At 70.1% G+C, this 18982-nt stretch carries 25 protein-coding genes and 1 pseudogene; 9 read left to right on the plus strand and 17 right to left on the minus strand.

Translation table 11 applies throughout. The features are described 5' to 3' along the window. The first annotated feature begins 58 nt into the window (after positions 1-58). Entirely contained in the window at positions 59-547 is a 489-nt protein-coding gene (gene bldD / locus BLW75_RS10085; protein ID WP_003096372.1) for a transcriptional regulator BldD, read from the plus strand. A 109-nt stretch (positions 548-656) separates the two neighbouring features. Here bldD and nusB read toward each other — a convergent pair whose 3' ends face one another. Genes nusB through BLW75_RS10100 form a run of 3 tightly spaced genes read right to left on the minus strand, consistent with a single transcriptional unit; the run spans position 657 to position 2814 of the window. Beyond that, entirely contained in the window at positions 657-1121 is a 465-nt protein-coding gene (nusB, locus tag BLW75_RS10090; protein ID WP_034311662.1) for a transcription antitermination factor NusB, read from the minus strand. Beyond that, positions 1121-1684: an elongation factor P gene (efp, locus tag BLW75_RS10095; protein WP_034311660.1), complete on the minus strand. Its 564-nt coding sequence runs from the start codon at positions 1682-1684 to the stop codon at positions 1121-1123. Before efp ends, nusB begins: the two co-directional genes overlap by 1 nt. A 38-nt stretch (positions 1685-1722) precedes the next feature. After that, the gene (locus tag BLW75_RS10100; protein WP_034311658.1) at positions 1723-2814 is read right to left on the minus strand and encodes a M24 family metallopeptidase; all 1092 of its coding nucleotides are present in this window, start codon (positions 2812-2814) and stop codon (positions 1723-1725) included. A 146-nt stretch (positions 2815-2960) separates the two neighbouring features. Here BLW75_RS10100 and BLW75_RS10105 point away from each other — a divergent pair, with 146 nt between their 5' ends. Then, a complete protein-coding gene (locus BLW75_RS10105; RefSeq protein ID WP_034311656.1) occupies positions 2961-3368 on the plus strand; it encodes a B-4DMT family transporter in 408 nt (135 codons plus the stop codon). On the opposite strand, the gene BLW75_RS10110 is transcribed toward BLW75_RS10105, so the two are convergent. From BLW75_RS10110 to BLW75_RS10160, 11 genes are all read right to left on the minus strand, one after another. Beyond that, on the minus strand, positions 3323-4807 hold the full coding sequence (locus BLW75_RS10110; protein WP_034311653.1) for a glycoside hydrolase family protein: 1485 nt from the start codon (positions 4805-4807) through the stop codon (positions 3323-3325). The two genes, BLW75_RS10105 and BLW75_RS10110, sit on opposite strands and share 46 nt — an antisense overlap. A 60-nt stretch (positions 4808-4867) precedes the next feature. Next, complete coding sequence (locus BLW75_RS10115) at positions 4868-5794, minus strand: GNAT family N-acetyltransferase (protein ID WP_034311651.1); 927 nt, start codon at positions 5792-5794, stop codon at positions 4868-4870. Then, positions 5791-6222 carry a type II 3-dehydroquinate dehydratase gene (gene aroQ, locus BLW75_RS10120; RefSeq protein WP_034311649.1) on the minus strand — a complete coding sequence of 144 codons (432 nt, stop codon included), beginning with the start codon at positions 6220-6222 and terminating at the stop codon, positions 5791-5793. The genes BLW75_RS10115 and aroQ overlap by 4 nt, the downstream gene beginning before the upstream one ends. Further along, positions 6219-7328: a 3-dehydroquinate synthase gene (gene aroB, locus BLW75_RS10125; protein WP_034311646.1), complete on the minus strand. Its 1110-nt coding sequence runs from the start codon at positions 7326-7328 to the stop codon at positions 6219-6221. Before aroB ends, aroQ begins: the two co-directional genes overlap by 4 nt. An 8-nt stretch (positions 7329-7336) precedes the next feature. Beyond that, positions 7337-7759, minus strand: a complete 423-nt coding sequence (locus BLW75_RS10130) for a hypothetical protein (RefSeq protein WP_034311644.1) — start codon at positions 7757-7759, stop codon at positions 7337-7339. After that, positions 7756-8280: a shikimate kinase gene (locus BLW75_RS10135; protein ID WP_167373487.1), complete on the minus strand. Its 525-nt coding sequence runs from the start codon at positions 8278-8280 to the stop codon at positions 7756-7758. Before BLW75_RS10135 ends, BLW75_RS10130 begins: the two co-directional genes overlap by 4 nt. Continuing rightward, positions 8277-9464, minus strand: a complete 1188-nt coding sequence (gene aroC / locus BLW75_RS10140; protein WP_034311639.1) for a chorismate synthase — start codon at positions 9462-9464, stop codon at positions 8277-8279. Before aroC ends, BLW75_RS10135 begins: the two co-directional genes overlap by 4 nt. 47 nt (positions 9465-9511) lie before the next feature. Beyond that, on the minus strand, positions 9512-10123 hold the full coding sequence (locus BLW75_RS10145; RefSeq protein ID WP_034311636.1) for a prepilin peptidase: 612 nt from the start codon (positions 10121-10123) through the stop codon (positions 9512-9514). A 604-nt stretch (positions 10124-10727) separates the two neighbouring features. Then, positions 10728-11357 (minus strand): anti-sigma factor family protein, encoded by a 630-nt coding sequence (locus tag BLW75_RS10150; RefSeq protein WP_034318314.1) that lies wholly within the window; start codon positions 11355-11357, stop codon positions 10728-10730. Continuing rightward, entirely contained in the window at positions 11354-11866 is a 513-nt protein-coding gene (locus tag BLW75_RS10155) for a sigma-70 family RNA polymerase sigma factor (protein ID WP_091597275.1), read from the minus strand. The genes BLW75_RS10150 and BLW75_RS10155 overlap by 4 nt, the downstream gene beginning before the upstream one ends. After that, on the minus strand, positions 11863-12231 hold the full coding sequence (locus BLW75_RS10160; protein ID WP_034318311.1) for a hypothetical protein: 369 nt from the start codon (positions 12229-12231) through the stop codon (positions 11863-11865). Before BLW75_RS10160 ends, BLW75_RS10155 begins: the two co-directional genes overlap by 4 nt. A 131-nt stretch (positions 12232-12362) precedes the next feature. Between BLW75_RS10160 and BLW75_RS10165 the strand changes: the two genes are divergently transcribed. Continuing rightward, on the plus strand, positions 12363-12806 hold the full coding sequence (locus BLW75_RS10165; RefSeq protein WP_034318375.1) for a Rieske (2Fe-2S) protein: 444 nt from the start codon (positions 12363-12365) through the stop codon (positions 12804-12806). A 65-nt stretch (positions 12807-12871) separates the two neighbouring features. On the opposite strand, the gene BLW75_RS10170 is transcribed toward BLW75_RS10165, so the two are convergent. Continuing rightward, positions 12872-13327 (minus strand): PTS sugar transporter subunit IIA, encoded by a 456-nt coding sequence (locus BLW75_RS10170; RefSeq protein WP_034318308.1) that lies wholly within the window; start codon positions 13325-13327, stop codon positions 12872-12874. Then, positions 13324-13569, minus strand: a pseudogene (locus tag BLW75_RS10175) (PTS sugar transporter subunit IIB); the annotation flags it as partial. The pseudogene BLW75_RS10175 and the gene BLW75_RS10170, both read right to left, overlap by 4 nt. A 224-nt stretch (positions 13570-13793) precedes the next feature. Between BLW75_RS10175 and BLW75_RS10180 the strand changes: the two are divergent. From BLW75_RS10180 to BLW75_RS10195, 4 genes are read left to right on the plus strand one after another with little or no spacing between them, the layout of a single operon-like run. Then, the gene (locus BLW75_RS10180; protein WP_034318372.1) at positions 13794-14582 is read left to right on the plus strand and encodes a GntR family transcriptional regulator; all 789 of its coding nucleotides are present in this window, start codon (positions 13794-13796) and stop codon (positions 14580-14582) included. After that, positions 14579-15835 carry a PTS transporter subunit EIIC gene (locus BLW75_RS10185; protein WP_034318303.1) on the plus strand — a complete coding sequence of 419 codons (1257 nt, stop codon included), beginning with the start codon at positions 14579-14581 and terminating at the stop codon, positions 15833-15835. The genes BLW75_RS10180 and BLW75_RS10185 overlap by 4 nt, the downstream gene beginning before the upstream one ends. A gap of 40 nt (positions 15836-15875) precedes the next feature. Further along, entirely contained in the window at positions 15876-16142 is a 267-nt protein-coding gene (locus BLW75_RS10190) for an HPr family phosphocarrier protein (protein WP_034318300.1), read from the plus strand. Positions 16143-16202: 60 nt separating this feature from the next. Further along, the gene (locus BLW75_RS10195; RefSeq protein ID WP_034318299.1) at positions 16203-17018 is read left to right on the plus strand and encodes a serine hydrolase domain-containing protein; all 816 of its coding nucleotides are present in this window, start codon (positions 16203-16205) and stop codon (positions 17016-17018) included. Here the strand turns inward: BLW75_RS10195 and BLW75_RS10200 are convergent. Continuing rightward, the gene (locus BLW75_RS10200; RefSeq protein ID WP_034318297.1) at positions 17008-17949 is read right to left on the minus strand and encodes a D-2-hydroxyacid dehydrogenase family protein; all 942 of its coding nucleotides are present in this window, start codon (positions 17947-17949) and stop codon (positions 17008-17010) included. The two genes, BLW75_RS10195 and BLW75_RS10200, sit on opposite strands and share 11 nt — an antisense overlap. 30 nt (positions 17950-17979) lie before the next feature. Here BLW75_RS10200 and BLW75_RS10205 point away from each other — a divergent pair, with 30 nt between their 5' ends. Beyond that, positions 17980-18333: an NIPSNAP family protein gene (locus tag BLW75_RS10205; protein WP_034318294.1), complete on the plus strand. Its 354-nt coding sequence runs from the start codon at positions 17980-17982 to the stop codon at positions 18331-18333. A 19-nt stretch (positions 18334-18352) separates the two neighbouring features. Continuing rightward, on the plus strand, positions 18353-18982 hold the full coding sequence (locus tag BLW75_RS10210) for a maleylpyruvate isomerase family mycothiol-dependent enzyme (RefSeq protein WP_034318291.1): 630 nt from the start codon (positions 18353-18355) through the stop codon (positions 18980-18982).

Here is an 18982-nt window from a genome sequence, read left to right on the forward strand (position 1 = left end):
AGTCCCCTGGATCGGTCACCCCCGACCGGTCGGGGGTGAGGAAACGGAGAACCACCAGATGGGCGATTACGCCAAGGCGCTCGGGGCCAAGCTCCGCGGGATCCGCCAGCAGCAGGGTCTGTCCCTGCACGGGGTCGAGCAGAAGTCCGGAGGCCGCTGGAAGGCCGTCGTCGTCGGTTCGTACGAGCGCGGAGACCGCGCCGTCACCGTGCAGAAGCTCGCCGAGCTGGCCGACTTCTACGGGGTCCCCGTGGTCGAGCTGCTGCCGGAGGGCCGCGTGCCGTCGGGTGCCGAGCCCGCCACGAAGATCGTCATCAACCTGGAGCGTCTCCAGCAGCTCCCGGCGGAGAAGGTCGGGCCGCTCGCCCGCTACGCCGCCACCATCCAGAGCCAGCGCGGCGACTACAACGGCAAAGTGCTTTCGATCCGCACCGAGGACCTCCGTTCACTGGCGATCATCTACGACATGACCCCCGGCGAGCTCACCGAGCAGCTGATCGACTGGGGTGTGCTGCCGCCCGAGGCTCGACCGTCCAAAGAGGACTAGAGATGGCGACGTTTTCGGTCCGGGGGGACCGGAAACGCCAACCTGCACCACCGAGCACGAGAACGGGCCGTGCCCTCGGCAGAGGACACGGCCCGTTGTAGTACGTCTTCTACAGGACCGCGCGAAGCCGGTCCGCGATGGTGCCGATCCGGCCGAGCACGCCGTTCACGAAACGCGGCGAATCGTCGGTCGACAGCTCCTTCGCCAGCCCGACGGCCTCGTCGATGGCGACCGGGTCCGGCACGTCCTCGGCCCACAGCAGTTCGTAGACGCCGACGCGGAGCACCGCCAGGTCCACCGGCGGCATCCGGTCCAGCGTCCAGCCCTGAGCGTGCTCGGAGAGCAGCTCGTCGATCTGGGTCTTGCGGCCGGTGACGCCCTCGACCAGCGAGATCGTGTAGTCCCCGATCGGGTCGACCTCGACCGAACCGACCCGGTCCGCCAGCAGCGTGACCGCGTCCGCACCGCGCTGGGCGGCTTCGTACATCATCTCGACGGCCCGCTTACGAGCCTGGCGACGGCTGATCGGCCCGCCGCGGTTCGGGGACTTGCCGGATTTGCCTGAGCCTGCCATCAGCTGGAGACGCGGCCCAGGTAGCGGCCGTCACGGGTGTCGACCTTGATCTTCTCGCCGGTGGTGAGGAACAGCGGCACCTGGATCTCGGCGCCGGTCTCCAGGGTGGCGGGCTTGGTGCCACCGGTGGAGCGGTCGCCCTGCAGACCGGGGTCGGTGTGCTGGACGACGAGCTCGACCGAGGTCGGCAGCTCGATGTACAGCGGGACACCCTCGTGCACCGCGACCTGGACCTCGGTGTTCTCGAGGAGGTAGTTCGCGTTGTCGCCGACGGTCTCGTTCAGCACGGTGATCTGGTCGTAGGTCTCCGCGTCCATGAACACGAAGTCCTGACCCTCCTTGTACAGGTAGGTCATGTTGCGGCGGTCGACGGTGGCCGTATCGACCTTCGTGCCCGCGTTGAAGGTCTTGTCGACGACCTTGCCGGTCAGCACGTGCTTGAGCGTGGTGCGGACGAACGCGCCGCCCTTGCCCGGCTTGACGTGCTGGAACGCGGTGACGGTCCAGAGCTGGCCGTCGAGGTTGAGGACGAGCCCGTTCTTCAGGTCGTTGGTGGTGGCCACGAGTGTGCAGTCTCCTGTGTCGATCTTCCGGGCCGCCGTCAGACGACCACGAGTTCCTTGGTGCTCAGCGTGAGGAGTTCGGGCGTACCTTCCCGCACGACCAGCGTGTCCTCGATGCGCACGCCTCCGCGTCCGGGCAGATACACACCAGGCTCGACGGTGACGGCCATACCGGCGGACAGTGTACCGACGCCGGTCGCGGCCAGGCTGGGCGCCTCGTGCACCTGCAGCCCGACGCCGTGGCCGAGCCCGTGGCCGAACTCCTCGCCGCGCCCCGCGCCGACGATCACGCCGCGGGCCGCCTTGTCCACTTCGGACACTTCGGCGCCGGGGAGGACGGCGTCACAGCCCGCCGCCTGCGCGCGCTGGACCAGCGCGTAGATCTCCTCCTGCCAGGCCGCGGGCTTGCCGAGGACGAACGTGCGGGTCATGTCGGAGTGGTAACCGTCGACCGTGGCGCCGAAGTCGATCTTGACGAAGTCGCCGGTCGCGAGCACGGCGGAGGTGGGCCGGTGGTGCGGGATCGCGGAGTTGGCGCCCGCCGCGACGATCGTGTCGAAGGACGGCCCGGTCGACCCGTGGCCGAGCATGCGATTCTCGAGGTCGCGGGCGACGTCCAGCTCGGTGCGGCCCGGCCGGAGCCCGCCGGCGGACACCAGGTCCTCCAGCGCCCGGTCGGCCGCCGCGCACGCCTGGCGCAGCGCCTCGATCTCCTGCTCGTCCTTGACCAGCCGCAGCTGCTCGACGAGCCCGGGCGTCCGGACCAGCTCGACACGGTCGAAGCGGACCTTGAGGTCTTCGTGCTGCTCGACGCTGACGTGCTGGCTCTCGAATCCGGTCTTGCCGAAGTGTTTTCCGGCCGCCAGATCGGCGAGCTTCGCCGCGCTCGCGCGGTCGAGCACCCGCTCGAGGTCGGGCACCTCCGTCGCCGACTGGACCGTGTAGCGGCCGTCGGTGCAGAAGATCGTCTTGTCGTCGCCGCTCCCGTGGACGAGAAGAGCGGCGTTGGACCCGGTGAAGCCGGTCAGGTACCTGATGTTGAGCAGGTCCGTGACCAGCAGCGCGTCCACCCCGGAGTCGGCCAGCAGGGAACGCAGCGCCGCGCGGCGGCGAGAGAAGTATTCACGCACGTGATGGAGTTTAGGGGGTGGGCCGCCGGTGGCACGCTTTTCGGCGCCGCCCAAGTCCACCGGCTGCGGGGCCGCGGCGGGCGTGACAGTCGCTACTGGCGAGTTAAACTCCCCCAATGGCACCGTGGCTGACTCGTGGACTCGTGATGGCGCTGCTGCACGGCGCGGCCGTCACCGTGCTGGCCAAGTATGAGGTCTTCAACCCCACCGACAAGACCCTCGTCACCGCCCTCACCCTCGCAGTCCTGGTCGGCGCGGCCGCGGGCTGGGGCGCCGTGGACGCCTGGCAGGGCAAACCCGAACGCGGCAAGAACTGGTTCATCGCGGCGCTGATCGCCGGACCGGTCTCGGGCGTGCTGTACGTGATCGGCCGCGCGGTGTTCGTCGATCAGACCGGCGCATCGGAGCTCGGCGGCGCGCTCACGGGCGGCGCCGCCTTCTCGGCCCTGCTGGTGCTCATCCCGGCCGGGCTCGGCCTGTTCGTCGGCGGCCGCATCACCAAGCCCGATCAGCCCGCGAGCGAGAAACCCACCGGGAAGCCGTCCCAGGTCTGATCGGCGATCTTCTCGACGGCAGAGTCGTTCAGGGCCGCCGCTCCGCCGTCGGGCAGCGCGAAGAGCTTGCCGTCGAGCACCACGCCGAACCCCCGGCCCGGCGCGTGCACCATCCGCGCCCCGGCGCTCAACCGCGCCGCCGTCGGCAGGTGGTCGACGACCTTGAGCCGCTGGTTCAGCACCTCGCCCGCGAGCGCCGCGGCCACCGAGCGCCGGTCGACCCGCACCAGGGCGCCGTCGGCCACCAGGTCGATGGTCCGCTGCGGCGACGGCATCGCGACGCCTTCGAACGAGGTCCGGATCCGGGCCTCGTTCTCGCACGCCCCCGAACCTCGGACGTCCAGGCCGAAATGCTTGAGGTCGGTCGGCGCCCCGGCGCCGCCGATGACCGTGGCGCGGACGACGTCGAACGGGACCCGGTCGCAGACGTCGCCCGAGGAGAGCGGCGCGTGCCCGTCGGGCCGCCGGACCAGCCCCGGGCCTTCCTTCCACACGCCGGGGATGAGCGCCTGCCGGTACGGCTGCGCGGAGAAGTCCCTGGTCCAGAACGTGAGGGTGGTGCCCTTTTCGGTCTCGTGCGCGATCACGAAGGCGTCGAGCGAACCGACCCACATCAGATCGGAGCTGAACGCGTCGACCAGCGAACGGGTGCGCGGCGAGGTCGTGGTGGGCTTGGCGAGGAAGCCCTGCTCCCCCATCGTCTCCACGTTCCGGGTGAACGCCGCGTCCTTGGCGCGGAGCAGGAACTGCCCGGCGCCGTTCCATCCGGCGCCCTTCGCCGTGGTGTCGGTGAAGAGCACGTAGAACCAGCCGTCGAGGTACACCGCCGAGGGCTGGCCCGCGCCGTAGACGTTGTCACGGTGCACGTCGTGCGACGGTCCGATGATCGGCTTCCCGCCGGCCGCGCGCGTCCAGGTCAGTCCGTCGGGGCTGGTCGCGAGGCCGATCGAATTGCCGAGCGCGTGATCACCCGCCGCGCCGGTGTAATACATGTAGTAGGTCGAGCCGACCTTGATCACCGAGGGGTCGCAGGTGTGCATTCCGTCGAACCCGCCGGGCGCGCCCGAGAACACCGCCGCCGGGCCACCACCGGACGGGCCGGTGAAGGGACCGTCGAGCGAGGACGACCGCGCGTAGAGGACATCGTCGCCGGGAGGCTGGGCGCTGCCGTACTGGCTGCACCACCACAGCTTGAGTTCGCCGCCGTCCCGCATCACGGTCGGGCTGTAGTTGTAGACCGCGTCCCGATCGCCCGCGGCGACCACACCGCCGCTGGCCCGGGGATCGCTCGTCGCGAGTTCGACGTCCATCGGGCGCGGCTTTTCCTTGGGCGCCTGCTGGGCTCCGCCGATCCCGCCGCCCTTGCCGTCGGCCTGGGACTGCACCGTGCCGTCACTGCACGCCACGAGGACCGCGCCGGCCGCGAAGAGGGCCACCACGGCACGGGCGGGTCGCCGACCCCCACGAAAAAGGCGCATGATGGCCGAGTGTAGCGAGGCTTAACCCAGTCGAGTGACCTCAGTACCCGGGAGAGCGACCAACTCCACTTCGAAGCCATCGGCGTTTTCGAGGTAGGCGGCGTAGTGGTGATCACCGCCCGCATACGGATACTTGTCCGCGAACATCGGCGACCAGCCGTGTTCGAGCGCCTTCGCGGCCAGTTCGTTCACCCGTTCGCGGGACTCGACGTGCAGGGCGAGATGGTTCAGGCCCGGCGCGGTGCGCTCGTGCTTTTCGCCGCTGAGCGCGGGAGAACGCTCGACGACGAGATAGGTCGCGCCGTGTTTCCAGCTGACTCCGGCGGGCCAGCGCTGGAACTCCCGCCAGCCGAGTTCGCCGAGCAGCCAGCCCCAGCTCTCCTCCGCGCGGCCGAGATCGGGCACCCACAGCTCGATGTGATGCGCGCGGCCGTGGTCCGAAGGCAGCGCGACGAAGACCCGATGTGGCCCGCTGCCGTAGTGGTCACCGCCGCCGACGTCGAGGAAACCCAAACGCCGCACCAGGTTCTGACTGGCCACATTGGACTCGCCGACCAGCGCCCACACCGACGACAGGCCGAGCCCGACGAGTCCGTGCTCCAGCAGGGCCTTCGCGGCCTCGGTCGCCAGGCCCTGCCCGCCGTGCGCGCGCGAAAGGTAATAGCCGATCTCCGGCACGTCACCGGGCAGCTCCTGCGACGGCCGCAGATGGGCGAGACCGATCACCTCGCCGTCGCGTTCGATCGCCCAGTGCCCCGTCCCGGCCGGGCCGTCGTAGGACAACCTGCGGCCGACCATTTCGCGGACGCGGTCCGGCTCGGTGAGCGGCACCGCGAAATGCGCGCTCATCTCCGGGTCGGCGAAGAGCTTGACGATCGCGTCGGTGTCCGCCTCCGTCAGCGCGCGCAACCGCAGCCTCGCGGTCTCGAGCGTGGGCGGGTTGTTCATGCCGCGTTCGCGGCCATCCAGCGCAGGGCCAGCGGGTACCCGTCGACCCCGAGCCCGGCGATCACGGCGGTGGCGACATCCGACAGCACGCTGTGGTGCCGGAACTGCTCACGCTTGTGCACGTTGGAGATGTGCAGTTCGATCAGCGGAGCCTTGAGCTGGGCGGCGGCGTCGCGGACCGCGATCGAGTAATGCGTCCACGCGGCGGCGTTGAGCACCACCGGCCACCCCGCGTCGGCGGCCTCGTGCAGCCAGCCGACCATCTCGCCCTCGTGGTCGGTCTGCCGGACCTCGACGTCGATCCCCAGTTCCTTGCCGGTTTCGACGCACGTGGAGACCAGGTCCGCGTGCGTGGCCGAACCGTAGATACCGGGCTCGCGCAGGCCGAGCCTGCCGAGGTTGGGACCGTTGAGGACGAGCACCTTCACAGCAGCACACTCCCGCCGGGCTTCGGGGCTTCACCGGCCACCACCGAGTACGCGGCGGCGAGCAGCGACGGGTCCGGGCCTTCCAGCCTGCCGGGCTTCGCGAGCCCGTCGAGGACGACGAAACGCAGCACGCCCGAACGGGTCTTCTTGTCGCCCTTCATCGTCTCCAGCAGTTGCGGGAGCGCGTCCGGGTCGTAGGTGGTCGGCAGGCCCAGCAGCTTGAGCACCTTCGAGTGCCGCTCGGCGGTGGCGTCGTCGAGACGGCCCGCCAGACGCGCGAGTTCGGCGGCGAACACCAGGCCGACGCTGACCGCCGCGCCGTGGCGCCACCGGTAGCGCTCGCGGCGCTCGATGGCGTGGGCGAGCGTGTGGCCGTAGTTGAGGATCTCGCGCAGATCCGACTCGCGCAGATCCGCGGCGACGACGTCGGCCTTGACCTGGATCGAGCGGCGGACCAGCTCGCCGAGGACCTCGCCGGTGGTGTCCAGCGCCGCGGCGGGGTCCTGCTCGACGAGCTCGACGATCCGCGGGTCGGCGATGAACCCGGCCTTGACCACCTCGGCCATTCCGGCGACGAGTTCGTTGGGGGGCAACGTTTCCAGCGTCGCGAGATCGACGAGGACCGCGCTCGGCTCGTGGAAGACGCCGACCAGGTTCTTGCCTGCCTCGGTGTTGATGCCGGTCTTGCCACCGAGGGAGGCGTCGACCATGCCCAGCAGCGTGGTGGGCACGTTGACCAGCCGGACGCCGCGCATCCAGGTGGCGGCGACGAACCCGGCCAGGTCGGTCACGGCGCCGCCGCCGAGCCCGACGACCACACCCTGGCGGTCGAGGCCGATGCGGCCGAGGACCTCCCAGCAGAAGCTGGCGACGGTGAGCGCCTTGCCGTCCTCGGCGTCGGGGATCTCGACCCGGTGCGCGTCGATCCCGGCCTCGGCCAGTTCGTCGCGGATGGCCTCGGCGGTGGTCGTCAGCGTCGGCGGGTGGATCAGCGCGACCTTGGAGGCGTCGGCGAGCTGCTCGGTGAGCTCGCCCAGCAGGCCGCGGCCGATGACGACGTCGTAGGGCTTGGCGGTGTTGACGGTGATGCGGACCGGCTCGGTCATCGTTTCCCTCACTTCGGCGGAAGCCGCTTGGCCCTCGCGACCTCGCAGGTGATCTTGCCCTTGACCGGGGTGTCCCCCGGGATCTCTTCGGTCACCTTCTGGCCGGGCGTCATCCGGTTCTTCGCGAACAGCGCCTCACCGGAGGGCTTGCCGTCGGCGTCCTTGATCGCGATGGTGACGGCATACCGCGCGTCTTCCGCGGTGCTGTTGGTGACCTCGATGGTGATCTTCGGGGTGTAGCTGTTGCTGCCGCACTTGGTGACCTTGACGTCGGCCGCGACGTCCGCTTCCGGAGCGGCCGACGCGGGCGCGCCGGTGGTGGCCGCTCCGGTCTGGACGACGTCGGCTCCCGCGGGCTGCTTCTCCTCGCCGCACGCGGTGAGGGTCAGGGCCACGACGGCGAGCAGTACGCCGGCGGTGGTGCGTTTCATGCTCGATCCTTGCTGATCTCGGTCAGTCCGATGACGGCGGCCTCGACGACCTCGTCGGCGGTCAGCTGGTCGGTCTCGATCTCGAAGGTGGCCACCTCGCGGTACACCGGCAGGCGCGCGTCGAGGAGCGCCTTGTAGGTGGCGCGGGGGTTCACCCCGGCCAGCAGCGGGCGCACGGTCGAGAGCCCGGCGCGCTGGACGCCCGCGGCCATCCCGACGTTGAGAAAGACCACGGTGTGCCCGGCGAGGCGCTCGCGGGTGCCCGGCGTGATCGGCGCTCCCCCACCCAGCGAGAGGACGCCGTCGTGTTCGGCCAGCGCCTTCGCGACCATTTCCTCCTCCAGCGCGCGGAAGGCGGGCTCGCCCTCCTCGGCGAAGATGTCGGTGATGGGCTTGCCCGCGCTGGCGACGATGTCGTCGTCGCTGTCGCGGAAGGCGAGACCGAGCCGGGCGGCGAGCGCCGGGCCGACCGTGCTCTTGCCCGAGCCCGGCGGCCCGATGATCACCGCGCGAGGAGTCACCAGCGCTCCTCGAGCGCCTTCAGGTAGGCCTCGGCGTTGCGCTTGCCCTCGGCCAGCGAGTCGCCGCCGAACTTCTCCAGCGCGGCGTCCGCGAGCACCAGCGCGACCACCGACTCCAGCACGACCCCGGCCCGGGGCACCGCGCAGACGTCGGAACGCTGGTGGATGGCCACCGCGGGTGCGCCGGTGGTGACATCCACAGTGGACAGTGCCTTGGGGACGGTCGAGATCGGCTTCATGGCGACGCGCACGCGCAGCGGCTCGCCGTTGGTGATGCCGCCTTCGAGGCCGCCCGCGCGGTTGGACCGGCGGGTCACCCCGACGGGGCCGGTCCCGCGGTCGATCTCGTCGTGGGCCTGGCTGCCCCAGCGCTTGGCCGTGGTGAAGCCGTCGCCGACCTCTACGCCCTTCATCGCCTGGACGCCCATGAGCGCGCCGGCGAGACGGGCGTCGAGCCTGCGGTCCCAGTGGACGTGCGAACCGAGGCCCGGCGGCAGGCCGTAGGCGATCACCTCGATCACGCCGCCGACGGTGTCACCCGCCTTCCGCACGGCGTCGACCTCGGCGACCATCGCGTCGGTCCCCTCCTGGCCGAAGGCGCGGACCGGGCTCTCGTCGATGGCCGGGAGGTCCGACGGCACCGGCAGCGGCCCCTCGGGCGCCGAGGCGCCGCCGATGGACACGACGTGGCTGAGGATCTCGACGCCGAGCAGCTGCTTGAGGTACGCGCGAGCCACCGTGCCGAGCGCCGTGCGGGACGCCGTCTCGCGGGCGCTCGCGCGCTCCAGCACCGGACGGGCCTCGGGGAAGCCGTACTTCTGCATGCCGGGCAGGTCCGCGTGGCCGGGCCGGGGACGCGTCAGCGGCTCGTTGCGCGCGAGGCCTTCCAGCTCCTCGGCGGGCACGGGATCGGCCGACATGACCTTCTCCCACTTGGGCCACTCGGCGTTCTCGATCTGGACCGCGACGGGGCCACCCTGGGTGAGCCCGTGCCGGACGCCGCCGGTGAACTCGATGTGGTCGGTCTCGAAGCCCATCCGGGGGCTGCGGCCGAAGCCGAGCCTCCGGCGCGCGAGCTGCTCGCCCACTTCGGCGGTGGTGACCTCGACCCCGGCAGGCATCCCTTCCAGGATGGCGGCGAGGGCGGGTCCGTGCGATTCCCCTGCGGTTATCCAGCGCAACACCTGACAGATCCTGTCACAACCTCCTCTCTGTCCCGGTACAGGCCGGGCTATCCCGGACCGGGTCCGGCGAAGACGGCGAGCACCCACGCCGCGACCAGGAGACCCGGCCCGTGCGGCACCGTGGGAAGCCGGGGCCCGCCCACCGCGAGCGCCACGCTCAGCAACGCGGCGGCGACGGCGCCCAGCACGATCGACGGCCAGCCCGTCGCGGCGAGGACCGCTCCCAGGCTGCCCGCGAGCTTCACGTCCCCGGCGCCGAGGGAGCGCGGCGACCACGCGTGAACGAGCGCGTGCGCCCCGCCGAAGACCAGCGCGCCGAGCACGGCCCGCCACGCGATGGCCGCCCCTCCCCCGTGCGCGGCGATCGCGAGGGCGGCGGCCAGTGCCGGGTACGCGGGCAGGGTCAGGACGTCGGGCAGGCGGCGGTACTTCAGGTCGGCGAGCGCCAGCGGGACGGCGAAGACGGTCAGCACGGCCGGGACCGCGAGCCACCACGACGGCCAGGCTCCGGCGTCGTGCCGCAGCCAGACCGCCACGAGCGCCGCCGCGGCGATGGCGGCCGCCCATGCCGTGACCGGCGCTCCCGCCCGGCGCAGGCAGGAGCGCGTGGCGAGCGCCGATCCGGCGCCCGCCATCGCGAAGGCGATCGGCGTGAACACAAGATGAAGAGTGCGCCCGTCGCGCTCGGTGCGGCAAGAATTTCTTTTCGTGACAGGGACTTTCACGTGCTTTCGGCAGGTCGGGCGGGGGTGCGGAAGTCGTGAATGGACCGTTCACGGGCGGGCGGGCGGGCGGGTGAGGGTGGAGGGACCGGGCGCGCGGTGGTGGGAGCCGACGGGAGCCGGGCGCGCGACGGTGGGCGCCGACGGGACCCGGGCGCGCAGCGGTGGGCTGAAGGGGCCTTTCACCGCGTCTCATCCCGCGAAGGGAGCTTTCACCGCGCGTCTCACGCGGCGAAGGGAGCTTTCGTCACATGAGACGCGGGGAAAGCTCCCTGCAACCCCCGCGGGAGGCGGCGCCTTAAGGATCGAGGTCTCCCTTGAGGGGCAAGGCAAAGAGGCACGTTGCGAAAGCCACTTTCGCAACGTTGAAGGTTGCGAAAGTGGCTTTCGCAACGTCCGCGCAGGCGGGAAAGCCGCGAAGAAGGCCTTCGCTACGCCACCGATATGGCTTCGGCGAGTCCTAAGGCCCAGGCACGTCGCGCCTGAAACTCACCCCAATCCGCATGGCTTCCGGCGCCGAAGGCCTGGCATGACACCGGAATCAGGGGTTCATCCGCAGCAGCGGGAGACCCGAGGGCGTGCGGATCTCCAGCGCCTTGATGTCCCCGGTGCGCATCGCGGTACCGACCACGATGTGCGCGGTGTCCTTGGGCATCGCGCGCCAGGACGCCAGCTCGCTGGTGCCGCCGTCGGCGCCGACGGCGACCAGGATGTAGTCCCCGGTGCGGTTGCCGCCGTAGCTGCAGGTCATGTCGACCTTCGTGCCGGTCTCCGTGGCGGACATGGCGACTTCGGCGGTCACCGGGTAGTCGCCGAGCGGGGTCATCGGATCGCCCGCCGCCGCGACCGGCCCGGTCAGGACCACCACGAGCGCGATACCGGCGGCGACGGCCGCCCCGGCCGCGGTCGTGGTGACGGCCCGTTGGATCCGCCTTCCCCGGCGGACCCGTTTGAGCACGGTCGGCAGCAGGTCCGGCGAGGGCGCCGGTTCGTCCTCCAGCAGCGCCGGGGCGCCGGCCTGGGCGAGCAGGCCGGGGATCCCGGCCAGGTCGCGCACGGATTCCGCGCACCGGTCGCAGACGCGAAGGTGCTTTTCGTAGGCGGACCGGTCTTCCGGGGACAACGCCCCGAGCACGTAGGCCGCGTCGTAGGTGGCGAAGGGGTCGGTCATTGAGTCACCCCTCTTTCCTCCAATATCAGCCGCAGCGCCCGCAACGCGTAGTGCGTCCGCGACTTGATCGTCCCTTCGGCCACACCCAGCCGTTTCGCAGCGTCGGCGACGGAGTAACCCTGGAAATAACACAGGACGAGGACGTCCCGATGTCGTGGCGAGAGCTCGCCGAGGGCTTCGGCGACCAGCCAGCCCTGGACGGCGCGTTCGGTGCCGTCGGTGACCGCCGTTTCGGGCGGCCGGCCGGTCACCACCTCGGGATGGGCCTCGGAAGCGCGCCAGTCGTCGATGGCGATCCGCCTCGCCACGGTGAACAGCCAGCCTCGCGCCGACCCTTCGGACTGGTCGAGGACCTTGGCGTTGCGCCAGGCCCGCAGCAGCGTCTCCTGGACGACGTCTTCCGCGCGGACCCGGTCACCGCTGGTGAGGTGCAATGCGTAGGACCAGAGTGCCGCCGCGTGCTCGTCGTGCAAAACCCGCATCAGCCGGTCCTCCGCGAATTCCTTCACCGATCCGTGCTTTCGCGGTTGAAGAGCAGAGGAAGGGCGAAGACCACACAAGCCACTTCGGTGATCAGGCCCCACAGCTCGGCCTGGGTGGTGAAGCGCTCCGAGACGCCGAAGAACCCTGTGGTCAGCGAGAGCACGTACGCGCCCAGCGTGGCCAGGCCGAAGCCGATCGCAGCGAGCGCGGGAAGCCAGTGGTGCCAGGCCAGGACGGCGATCGCGATGACCACGCCCGCCACGACGTTCACCAGGAAGAGCGGGCCGACCACATCCGTTTCCGACGCCCAGTCCTGCCATACGACGTAATGCACCCATGCCGAGCCGAGCAGGCCCGCCGCCACGACCGCCCGCAACAACCACCGGATCATGTCCGTATCTCTTTCCGCGTGTTCGGTTCCCCTATGCCCTTGAACACGGAAAAACGGGCCTCTCGGTTCAATCCGGCACCCGATGGTCGCCGAAATTGAACCGGATGGCGGTCTGGACCGTGTGTACGGGCATGACTGCCGAACTCCACTCCCGCCGCACCGTCCTGACCACCGGGGCCGCCGTCGCCGGCGCGGCCGTCGGTGCCGTGGCCCTCACGGCCTGCGGAAGCGACAACAACCCGCCGTCCGGTTCGACCGCCGCACCGCCCGCCGCCGCGCCGGGCGAGACCCTGACCGCGCTCTCCGACATCGAGGTCGGCAAGGCGAAGGCCGCCAAGACCGCGGACGGCAAGGACGTCATCGTCACCAGGACCGCCGAAGGCACGGCGGCCGCGTTCAGCGCGATCTGCACGCATCAGGGGTGCGCGGTCGTGCCCGAGGGCGCGGAGCTCAAATGTCCCTGCCACAACTCGATCTTCGACGCCGCGACCGGCGCGGTCAAAAAGGGGCCCGCGGACCAGCCGCTGCCCTCGATCGCGGTCAAGGTCACGAACGGCCAGGTCGTCACCGCCTGAGAAACACACGAAAGGGTCCCTTCAGGACGGGAATTCCGTCCTAAAGGGACCCTTTCGGCAAGCTTTCAGCTGTCCCAGGTGAAAATCGCGTCGCCCGCCTCGACGTCGCCGCCGGTGAGCAGTCCGGAGAGGACATCCGCCTTCGCGTCGAGCGCCACCACGGGCACGATCGGCGAGTAGCCCGCGGCCTTGACCGCGTCGGGGTCCCAGCCGACCACCGGCTGCCCGGCGCGGACGGCCTCACCCTTGACGACGTGGAGGGTGAACCCCTCGCCCTTCTGCTTCACCGTGTCGATCCCCAGGTGGACCAGCACGCCGCGGCCGTCTTCGGTGGCCACCACGAACGCGTGCGGGTGCAGGGTCACGACCGTCCCGTCCACCGGGGCGACCGCGTCCTGGCGTCCGCCCGAGGGCAGGACCGCGATGCCGGGGCCGACCATCGCCTGCGCGAAGACCGGATCCGGCACTTCGGTCATGGTGGTCGTCTTACCGCTCACCGGGCTGAGGATCTCGAGACTCACAGCAGATCCTCGATGTCGCTGGCGATGTTGTCGGCCTCGGGGCCCACGATGACCTGGACACCGGCCCCCATGCGCACGACGCCCATCGCGCCGGCGGCCTTCAGCGCCGCTTCATCGAGCAGGCTCATGTCTTCGAGCTCACAGCGGAGCCGGGTGATGCACCCCTCGACCTCGATGACGTTCTCGGCACCGCCGAGCCCCGCCAGGATCTTTTCCGCCCTGTCATCCGCCATCGCGGTCTCCCTGTTCCCTGTCGGTTTCCCACATGCGAACCAGCTGTACTACGCCGTTCGCCGACTCGCACGTGATCCCTGGCCACGAACGCGTAACGGTGGTTGACACCCGCTCGTGCGACGGAGCATCCTGCCCCATCGGATCATTGGTCTAGACCGGAACGTACCAATCTTCCGGACCAGATGCGAGTACGGGTTCCCCAACCGACCGGCCCGAAAGGACGGTGACCGTCATGAGCGCTTCGGCGCAGCTGCCGCCGTCCGACCGTGTGATCAACGGACCGACGCCCAAGCACGCCCAGCTGCGGGAGATTCTGCGCCGCACGGTGGAGCGTGAGCTACCCCCCGGCTCACCCATCCCTTCGGAACGTGACCTCGCCGAGACCTACCAGGTGTCGAGGCTCACGGTCCGCTCGGCGATCGGCAAGCTGGTCGAAGAAGGACTCTTGTCGCGGGTGCGCGGCAAGGGGACCTTCACCGCCGCGAGGCGGATGGAACTGCAGCTCTACCTGATGTCCTTCACCGAGGACATGCGCCGCCGCGGGATGACCCCGACCACGGAGGTCGTCAAGACCTCCACCGAGGTCCCGCCCGCCCCCTCGGCGCACGCGCTCGGCCTGGCCGCCGGAACTCCGGCACACCGCATCGTCCGGCTTCGCCGCGCCGACGGGGTGCCGCTGGCGGTCGAACGCGGCTGGTATCACGCGGGCCGGATGCCCGGTCTGCTCGACCTCGATCTCACCCGATCGTTGTACGTCCAACTCGCCCAGTCGTACGACCTGCGCCCGGACCACGCGTGGCAGACGGTCTGGGCCGAATCCGCGGACCGCGAAACGGCACGCCTGCTCGGCATGCGCGCGGGCAGTCCGCTTCTTGTCTTCCGCCGGGTCTCCAGCGTCAACGGGGAACCGATCGAAGACATGACTTCCTGGTACCGGGGCGATCACTACCAGGTCACCATGCAGCTGGACCGGAACACCCCGGATTCCGGTCATCATCCTCACTACGGAGGTACCCGATGAGCTCCACCACCGCGGAGGGGGCGAAGGGCAAGGGCAAGGGACTGGCCGGGCTTCAGCGCTTCGGCCGCAGCCTCATGCTCCCCATCGCCGCCCTGCCCGCCGCCGCGCTCCTCAACAGGTTCGGCCAACCCGACCTGCTCGGCGAGAAAGGGCTCGGCTGGAACAAAGTGGCCGAGGTGCTCGGCGCGGCGGGCAACTCGCTGTTCAGCTGGCTGCCGCTCCTGTTCGCGGTGGGTATCGCCGTCGGATTCGCCCGGAAGAGCGATGGCGCGACCGGGCTGGCCGCCGTGGTCGGCTTCTTCGTGTTCACCAGCGTCCTCCAGGTCTTCGCACCGTTCTCCGAGCTGCCGGGCTGGAATCCCGAGAAGCCCGCGGGCCTGATGCTCAACCCGATGAAGTGGCCCTACAGTGTGCTGGCCGGCGTGATCGTCGGCCTGGTCACCGCGCTGCTGTGGCAGAAGTTCTACCGCATCAAGCTGCCGCCGTACCTGGCCTTCTTCGGCGGCCGCCGGTTCGTGCCGATCATCACCGCGCTGACGATGATGGTCCTCGCGGTGCCGCTGGGCCTGGTCTTCCACTGGGTCAACGAAGGCATCCAGGCCGCGGGCGAAGCGGTCACCGGCGCCCCGGTCGTCGGTGGCGGTATCTACGGTGTGCTCAACCGCCTGCTGATCCCGGTCGGTCTGCACCAGCTGCTGAACGTGCCGGTGTGGTTCATCTTCGACGGTGGCGACCTGACCGAGTTCTTCAACGGTGACCCGACCCGCGGCGCCTTCATGACCGGGTTCTTCCCGATCTTCATGTTCGCCATCCCCGCCGCGGCGCTGGCGATCTGGCAGAGCGCGAAGCCCAGCCAGAAGAAGATCGTCGGCGGCGTGATGATCGCCGGCGCGCTGACCTCGTTCCTGACCGGTATCACCGAGCCGATCGAGTTCTCGTTCATGTTCGTCGCATGGCCGCTGTACCTGATCCACGCGGTCCTGACCGGTACTTCGATGGCACTGGTGAACGCGCTCGACATCCACCTCGGCTTCGGCTTCTCCGCCGGCGCGATCGACTTCGCACTCAACAGCGGCCTCCCGGCGGCGAGCGGCAACGTCTGGCTGCTCATCCCGATCGGTCTCGCGTACGCGGTCATCTACTACGTGATCTTCCGTTTCGTGATCAAGAAGTGGAACCTGCGGACCCCCGGCCGCGAGGACGACGCGATCGAGGCCGATCTCGAGGCCACCGCGGCAAAGCCCGTCAAGTAGTTTCAGCTCAGTAGAACCGAAGGCACGAAAGGGAAAGAACATGCCGGAGAAACGCGTCACCGTGGCCAGCAAGGTGGGCCTGCACGCCAGGCCCGCGGCGACGGTCGCCAAGGCGGCCGCGGCGCAGCCCGTCGCGGTGCACATCGCCAAGGCGGGCGGTGACCCGGTCGCGGCCGGCAGCGTGCTGAACCTGATGACGCTCGCCGCCGGTTTCGGCGACGAGGTCATCATCAGTGCCGAGGGTGAGGGCGCCGAGGCGGCCGTCGACGCCATCGCCGAGCTGGTGGCGACCGACCTCGACGCCTGATCCCTGCCTCTGCGAAGCCCGGGCCGCCCCGACCGGCCCGGGCTTCGTAGGGTGTGGGGTATGGAAAGCCTGCGTGGGATCGAACAGTGGCCGGTGGACAACGCCGCCACGGCCGTGGTGACCGCCGCCGGTGACGTGCTGGGCACGCACGGCGAGACGACGAAGGTGTACCGGCTCGCGTCGGTGACCAAGCCGCTCACCGCCTACGCCGCGTTGATCGCCATCGAAGAGGGCGTCGTCGAACTCGACACCCCCGCCGGGCCGGAGGGCTCCACGATCCGGCATCTGCTCGCGCACACCTCGGGCCTGGCCTTCAACGAGCACAAGCCGATGGCCGCGCCGGGCAACCGGCGCCTGTACTCCAACGCCGGGTTCGAGCAGCTCGCCGACGCGCTCACCGAGCATTCCGGCATCCCCTTCGCCGACTATCAGGCGGAGGCGCTTTTCCAGCCGCTGGGCATGAAGGCGACCAAGCTGACCGGCTCCCCCGCTTCGGGTGCCGAGTCCACTGTGGACGACCTGGCCGCGTTCGCCGCCGAACTGCAGGCGCCGAAGCTCATCGCCGCCGAAACGGTGCGCGAGGCGACTTCCGTGGTCTTCCCCGGCCTTTCCGGCGTCCTGCCCGGCTTCGGCCACCAGAAGCCGAACGACTGGGGCCTCGGCTTCGAGATCCGCGGCCACAAGAGTCCACATTGGACCGGTTCGTCGAGCTCGCCGCGGACCTTCGGCCACTTCGGGCAGTCCGGCACGTTCCTCTGGGTCGATCCCGACGCCGGCGCCGCCTGTGTCGCGCTCACCGACCGCGCCTTCGGCCCGTGGGCGGCCGAGGTGTGGCCGCCCTACACCGACGCCGTACTGGCCGAGCTCACTCCATGACCCGGATCGGTGAGCCCGCCTGGAAGGCAGCGATGTCCTCGACCGCGTCGCGGTAGAAGATCTCGTAGGTCTCACGGGTGACGTAGCCGATGTGCGGGGTGAGCACGACGTTGTCCAGCGTCCGCAGCGGATGCTCCGCGGGCAGCGGCTCGACGTCGTACACGTCCAGCGCGGCGACCGCGATCTCCTTGCGGCGCAAGGCGTCCACCAGCGCGGCTTCGTCCACGATCGGGCCGCGCGAGGTGTTGACCAGCATGGCCGTCGGCTTCATCGCGGCGAGTTCGGGCTCGCCGACCAGCCCGCGGCTGCGATCGCTGAGCACCAGGTGGACCGAAAGGACGTCCGCGCGGGCGAACAATTCGTCCTTCGACACCGCCGTCACCCCATGGGGGTCGGCCTTCTCCTGGGTCAGGTTCTGGCTCCAGGCGATGGTCTCCATGCCGAACGCCTGCCCGATCTTGGCCGCGCCGGCACCCAGCCTGCCGAGCCCGAGCAGTCCGAGGGTCTTGCCGGACAGGATCGTGCCGACGGTGGTCTGCCAGCCGCCCTCGCGCATGTTCCGCGACTCGACCGGCACGTTCCGCGCGGCGGCGAGGATCAGCGCCCAGGTGTGCTCGGCCGCCGGGGCCGCGATGTACCCGGTGGAACAGACGACCACGCCGTTGCGCCGGGCGGCGGCCACGTCGATCGCGGCGTTGCGGTGGCCGGTGCTCACCAGCAGCTTGAGCGCGGGCAGCCGGTCGAGCACTTCGGCGGGGAAGCGGGTGCGCTCGCGCATCGCGACCACGACCTCGAAGTCGCGGAGGCGGGCGACCACGTCGGCGGGGTCCGCGAACGGTTTCGTGAACACCTCGATGTCGGCGCCGAGGGAACCCCAGTCCCCGAATCCGAGCGCCACTTCCTGGTAGTCGTCGAGAATCGCGATCTTCATGCTTCCCAGGCTAGAGTCGGCGCCGAAGCCATGCCTGGGGAGGCCACCGTGATCCTGGAGTTCCGCACCTACCGGTTGAAGCCGGGGACCAGCGAAGAATTCCTCCGGGTGATGACCGAAGAGTCCATCCCCCTGCTGGAGCGGGCGGGGTTGCGGGTCATCGACTTCGGACGCTCGCTGGTCGCCGAGGACGGATACGAAGAGGCTTACCTCATCCGCGCGTTCGGCTCGCTCGAAGAACACGAACGGCAGGAACGCGAGTTCTATGGCAGTGAGGCCTGGCTGACGGGCCCGCGCGAGGCGATCGTCTCGCGCATCGAGAGCTACCACACGATCGCCATCGAGACCTCCGAAGAGGCGGTCAAGGCGCTCGAACGACGGTGAGCCGAAGACGAGGAGCGGGATGGACGACGGCGAAGTCTTGGCGTGGACCGAGGCCGAACGGCTGAGCTTCGCGGATTTGCTGGAGGGCCTCGCCGAGCAGGACTGGCCGGCGAAAACGCTGTGTACGGAGTGGACGGTCCACGCGATGGCGGGCCATCTCGCGCAGACCACCAGGAACCGGCTCAAGGACACCCTGGTCGGCCTCGTGAAGGCCAAGGGGAACTGGGACCGGATGAACGTCGACCAGGCCGTCGCCTATGCCGCGCGGTTCACCCCGGCCGAACTCGTCGCCCAGATCCGCGAGGACGCCGGATCGGCGCGCCGCCCGCCCGGCGCCAAACCGGTCGACGAACTCGCCGACGTCCTTATCCACGGCCAGGACGTCGCCCGCCCGCTCGGCATTGCCCGGCCCATGCCGGAGAAGCCGGCGATCGCGGCGCTGGAGCACCTGCTGGTCAGCCCGTTCTGGGGTGCCAAGAAGCGCTGCAAGAACCTCAAACTGATCGCCACCGACGCCGACTGGTCCGGCGGAGCGGGCACCGAAGAGGTCCGGGGCCCGCTCGTCGACCTGCTTCTGTCGGTGAGCGGGCGAAGCGTCGGCCTCGCCACGCTCACCGGCCCGGGCACCGCCCGGCTCGGCGCCGGCTGA

Origin of the sequence: Amycolatopsis lurida (genome assembly GCF_900105055.1) — a bacterium.
In the GTDB taxonomy this organism is placed as follows: Bacteria; Actinomycetota; Actinomycetes; order Mycobacteriales; family Pseudonocardiaceae; genus Amycolatopsis; species Amycolatopsis lurida.